The organism is uncultured Chryseobacterium sp. (assembly GCF_913776365.1).
In the GTDB taxonomy this organism is placed as follows: domain Bacteria; phylum Bacteroidota; class Bacteroidia; order Flavobacteriales; family Weeksellaceae; genus Chryseobacterium.
In genome coordinates, this window is record NZ_CAJYMO010000225.1 from 1 (window position 1) to 4,873 (window position 4,873).

Here is a 4,873-nt window from a genome sequence, read left to right on the forward strand (position 1 = left end):
CAGGGGTTGCAGGTGATGGGACTGTTGGAAACACGGCTTCTGAATTTTGAGAACGTCATCCTGCTGTCCGTAAACGAGGGTAAGCTCCCGTTGGGCAATTCGCAGAATACCTACATTCCTTTCGATATCAGGAAAGTTTTCAACCTTCATACCTTTTTGGAAAATGACGGAATTTATGCCTATCATTTCTACCGCCTGATACAGGATGCACAGAATGTCCATCTCCTGTTCAATGCCTTAAGTTCCGGAGTCAATACCGGGGAAAAAAGCCGGTTCATCACCCAGATTGAAATGGAGGGCCCGCATACGATCGAACATCTTATTATTGAAAACTCTTCGGAACCGATCATGACCGAGCCGGTTGAAATTGCCAAGACACCGGTTGTCATGGAAAAACTGGAACGCTGGAAACAGAAGGTCTCCGCATCCCATCTTACCAGCTACCTGTACAACCCGATCGACTTCTATCTTTCCAAAATACTGAACACTTCGGAAAATGACGAAATAGAAGAGGAACTGTCTGTAAAAAACTACGGAAACCTGGTTCATTACACACTTCAGGACGTGTATGAGATGCTTAAAGGTAAAGTGTTAACAGAAAACGATTTACAGAAATCAATTCAGGGGATAGATCAATCGATAGAAAATGCCATCAGCAAGCTCAAACACCAGCCCGAATTTTATGATAAGGGCATGAATTATATCCACAAATCCATTGCTAAAAAAGTCGTCGGGACCATTTTACACCATGACCTCGGATTGATAAAAGAAGGGAACAGTCTTCAGATCCTCGACATTGAAAAGCGCTTTGAAGGCGTAGATTTTTATCTGGAAGGCCAGGATAAAATTTCCTTCTTCGGGTTTATCGACCGGATTGACCAGCTGAACGGCACTTTAAGGATTATTGACTATAAAACAGCCAAAATAAAGAACCTCGTTGTAAAGATCGAAGAAGAGAAAGCAGATGATTATTTCCGGAACAACGACCGTAAGCAGGCCCTGCAGCTCTGTATTTACCAGTATGTCGTACAGAACCTTCCGGAATTCCGGGGACTGCCGGTAGAAACCGGAATCTGGAGTTTTGCAGAAGCCGGTAAAGGAGTGGTGGCCCTGCAGTTTGAAAAAGGGGACATCGGTACCGCCATGCAATCGGTAAAAAGCCTGATCCTGGAAATCCTGAATCCGGAGGTACGCTTTACGGAAAGGCTGAAACCTTATGCCGGGTAAAATGTGCTGGGGAAAACAGGGCTCAGAATAATCACCTTTCCATGAGACGTTTGTCTGCTGCTTATCATAACGTGAATTCGGTAATATTAAATCAGTTTTACATACAAAACTGCTGGCCGTTATTCTGACAAAAGGACTTCCGGTTTCTTCTTGTTGACCCGGTCACCATTTTGAGTTTACCATAAATGAGTTGTATCAATCAATAGCGTCGGGCTTTAGCCCGACGTCATGATAGCAGCATACATCCGGCATTAGCCAAAACTTATCCGCATTCAGCTAATGCCGGATCATCAGGTATCCCATAGTAAATAGGATGAAATCAATGCTATTGACTGTATACCTGATTTTACATCGAACTTAAGTTTATAATATGACGATGGCAGATTGAGCCCACAGAGCTGATTCATATTTCTTTAGGTCCGGCATAATACCGCTATCAGAAGAATTCAAATTTTCAGTAAATTCATTAGAACAGGGGATAAGCTGTTGTGAAAAACAATTTTCCCTATAAAATAGAAAGCCCGGTATCAACACCGGGCTTTTGTATTCATGATGAAATAAATCTGTTCTTGACCGTTAGAAAGCATTGATGCCGGTAATGTCCAGCCCTGTGATAAGCAGGTGGACATCGTGGGTGCCTTCATAGGTGATTACCGATTCCAGATTGGCAGCGTGCCTCATCATCGGGAATTCTCCCATGATACCCATTCCGCCCAGGATCTGCCTGGATTCGCGGGCGATATCGATGGCCATCTTCACATTGTTCCGCTTGGCCATGGAAATCTGTGCCGGACTGGCTTTATGTTCATTTTTAAGGTTGCCCAGCTGGAGGCAAAGGAGCTGGGCCTTGGTAATTTCCGTCAGGAATTCGGCCAGTTTTTTCTGCTGCAGCTGATAGGAACCGATCGGTTTCCCGAACTGTCTTCTTTCTTTTGAATACTGAACGGCAGTGCAGTAACAGTCGACAGCGGCACCGATCACTCCCCAGGAGATGCCGTATCTTGCAGAATTCAGGCAGGATAAAGGCCCCTTCAGTCCGGTAACGCCCGGAAGCAGGTTTTCCTTCGGAACCTTTACATTGTTGAAGACCAGTTCGCCGGTTTTGGAAGCCCGCAGGCTCCATTTATTGTGGGTTTCCGGTGTGGTAAATCCTTCCATTTCCCGCTCCACAATCAGTCCCTGCACTTTTCCTTCTTCGTTTTTGGCCCATACTACAGCGATATCGCAGAGGGGAGCATTGGTGATCCACATTTTGGCGCCGTTCAGCAGGTAATGGTCGCCCATATCCCTGATCGTGGTCTCCATGGAACTTGGATCCGAACCATGGTTAGGCTCCGTTAATCCGAAGGATCCGATCATTTCTCCGGCAGCCAGCTGCGGCAGGTATTTCTTTTTCTGTTCCTCAGAACCGAATTCATTGATGGGGAACATCACCAGGGAACTTTGCACTGAAGCGGCAGAGCGTACGGCAGAATCGCCTCTTTCCAGCTCCTGCATGATCAGGCCGTAGGAAATCTGGTCCAGCCCGGAGCCGCCGTATTCCACCGGAATGTAGGGTCCCAGTGCCCCGATCCGGCCTAATTCCTTCATCAATCCCGGAAGATCAGTGTGGTTCTGTGCCGCCTGATCGATCTGAGGCATGACAAAACTTTCTACCCAATCTCTCACAGACTGACGGATCAGCTTGTGTTCTTCGGTAAGTAAAGCATCAATTCCGTAATAATCCGGGATGCTTGTAAGAGGATAATATGACATTGTAATTTAATTTTCCTAAAAATAGCATTTTTCAGCAGTTCAGGGAAATTTTTTTTGCCTGCTCTTTATCTGTTGATGATGAGTAGGTTAATGAGGCATCCTGTCTTGTAAAGCCTCAGCATCAAACTTCATCACCGTTGGAAATAGGATACTGGTTTGTCGGATTGTAGATCCTGTTTTTGAATGTATACAGGTAGGGCGCTTTATTGGCGGAACCGTCGTATAATTTCTCCAGCCGATCCAGGATGTTCAGGCTTAGTATTTTACGCTGGAAATTATTCCTTCTGAACTGTTCTCCGAGAATGGTCTCATAGAGTGACTGCAGGTCTTTCATGGTGAACTTCTCAGGCAGCAGGTTGCTGGCGGCCACTTCCGTGTTGATGTTCATCCTGAGGTATTCCAGTCCGGTCTCGATGATCCGGTCATGGTCAAAGGCCATCTGCGGGAGTTTGCTTACTTCAAACCATTCACAGCTTTCATTAAAGGCATCCGGAAAGGTGTTGGCCATAGAGAAATCGATCAGGCTGCAGTAGCCTACCGTAATGAACCGCTGGAAGATCCAGTGGTCTTTCGGTACCTCGATGCCTTTATTGTTCAGGAGGATCCGGTGAACGTTGTTTTCCGTCCGGTCTATTCTTCCGAAGGTATGGAACTGTTTCAGGAAGATGTCTTTGAGATGGGTTCTTTCGTACAGTACACGGGCAGCGGCTTCGCGGAGGTCTTCGTCATTGAACACAAAACCTCCGGGCAGTGACCAAAGGTTGAGGTCATGATACTTTAGCAGCAGGACTTTCAGGATGTTATTATGAAAACCGAATATGGTGCAGTCTACCGATACGTGGGCTACAAAATCTTTTGTGTCAATAAGTTCCTGAAGGGTCTCTTTGTTTTTTTCGTTCCTGGTTTTCATGGATGTAAAAATAAAATTATTTTCCAGAATTTTTACCGGCAATTTTAAAATAAATCAGGCTGATGGCAAAAAGCAGGCCTACGGCAGACAAAATATACAGCGAATAATAGTCCAGCAGCCGGTTTCCGAAGAGGAGCGACATGATAACGGAGCTCAGTGAGCTTCCCAAGGATGAAAAAATCACGATCAGCGCTGTAAAAAGTTCTGCTTTCGAGGTATCGATGCCTGAAATCATCTTCGAGTTGATCACCGGATACAGGGGCGAAAGGAAAAATCCGGTGACGGGAAACAGGTAAAGCAGAATGCCGGAACCGTCTTCCGTACCGAAGAGCTGTATGCCACTGATGACGGACAGAACGAGAAGGATAAGCGACAGGCACAGAAGGTAATACCGTGAGAGCGAAAACCGGTGAATGACAAAAGACGTTACCGTTCTGCCCGCATAGGAGAAAAGGGCAAGAAAAGAAGAGGCCTGAAGCGCAAAGAATGAGTTTACTTTCAGGTGGTTCTTGTAAAAGGAAGGCAGCCAGGAGTTGAAGCTCTGTTCTATGAATACAATTGAGAAGATAATGGCCAGGAAAAACAGCAGGGCAGGGCTGAAAAGGCCTGTAAGGCCTTTGAGTATACTTTCCGGCCCGGTCTTTACGGCTTCAGAAATCTGCAGCCGGGAAAAAAGGAAAATGGTAACGGCACAGAGCAGGGAAATGGAAAGGAACCCGAACTTCCAGAATTCAGAAAAGGCACTGGAAATCAGCCATCCGAATCCTGTGTTCACTGCGAAGATACCGATCATGAAAGAGGCTTCCACACTGTTCATCGCTTTGGCGAGTGATTTTTCGTCGGTGACGTTGTTCCTGAGGATGCCGAAGACACAGATTTTACCGATGGCAAAGCAGGTCCCGATGATGGCAAACCAGAGCTTATAGAACCAGAAGACTTCTACAAAGGGAAGAATCAGGGAACAGATTCCAGATCGGAAGA

The 4,873-nt window shown here is 46.1% G+C and carries 4 protein-coding genes; 1 reads left to right on the top strand and 3 read right to left on the bottom strand.

All coding sequences use genetic code 11. The features are described from left to right. Nucleotides 1-1,227: PD-(D/E)XK nuclease family protein (locus QZ735_RS11560; RefSeq protein ID WP_294248441.1), on the top strand; the 1,227-nt coding region annotated here is incomplete at its 5' end. A 576-nt stretch (nucleotides 1,228-1,803) separates the two neighbouring features. On the opposite strand, the gene QZ735_RS11565 is transcribed toward QZ735_RS11560, so the two are convergent. The 3 genes from QZ735_RS11565 to QZ735_RS11575 all read right to left on the bottom strand — a co-directional run. Further along, on the bottom strand, nucleotides 1,804-2,982 hold the full coding sequence (locus tag QZ735_RS11565; RefSeq protein WP_294248444.1) for an acyl-CoA dehydrogenase family protein: 1,179 nt from the start codon (nucleotides 2,980-2,982) through the stop codon (nucleotides 1,804-1,806). Between the two features lie 121 nt (nucleotides 2,983-3,103). Beyond that, nucleotides 3,104-3,892 (bottom strand): NUDIX domain-containing protein, encoded by a 789-nt coding sequence (locus QZ735_RS11570; protein ID WP_294248450.1) that lies wholly within the window; start codon nucleotides 3,890-3,892, stop codon nucleotides 3,104-3,106. A 16-nt stretch (nucleotides 3,893-3,908) separates the two neighbouring features. Continuing rightward, on the bottom strand, nucleotides 3,909-4,873 hold a 965-nt coding region (locus QZ735_RS11575), incomplete at its 5' end, for a sugar MFS transporter (RefSeq protein WP_294248453.1).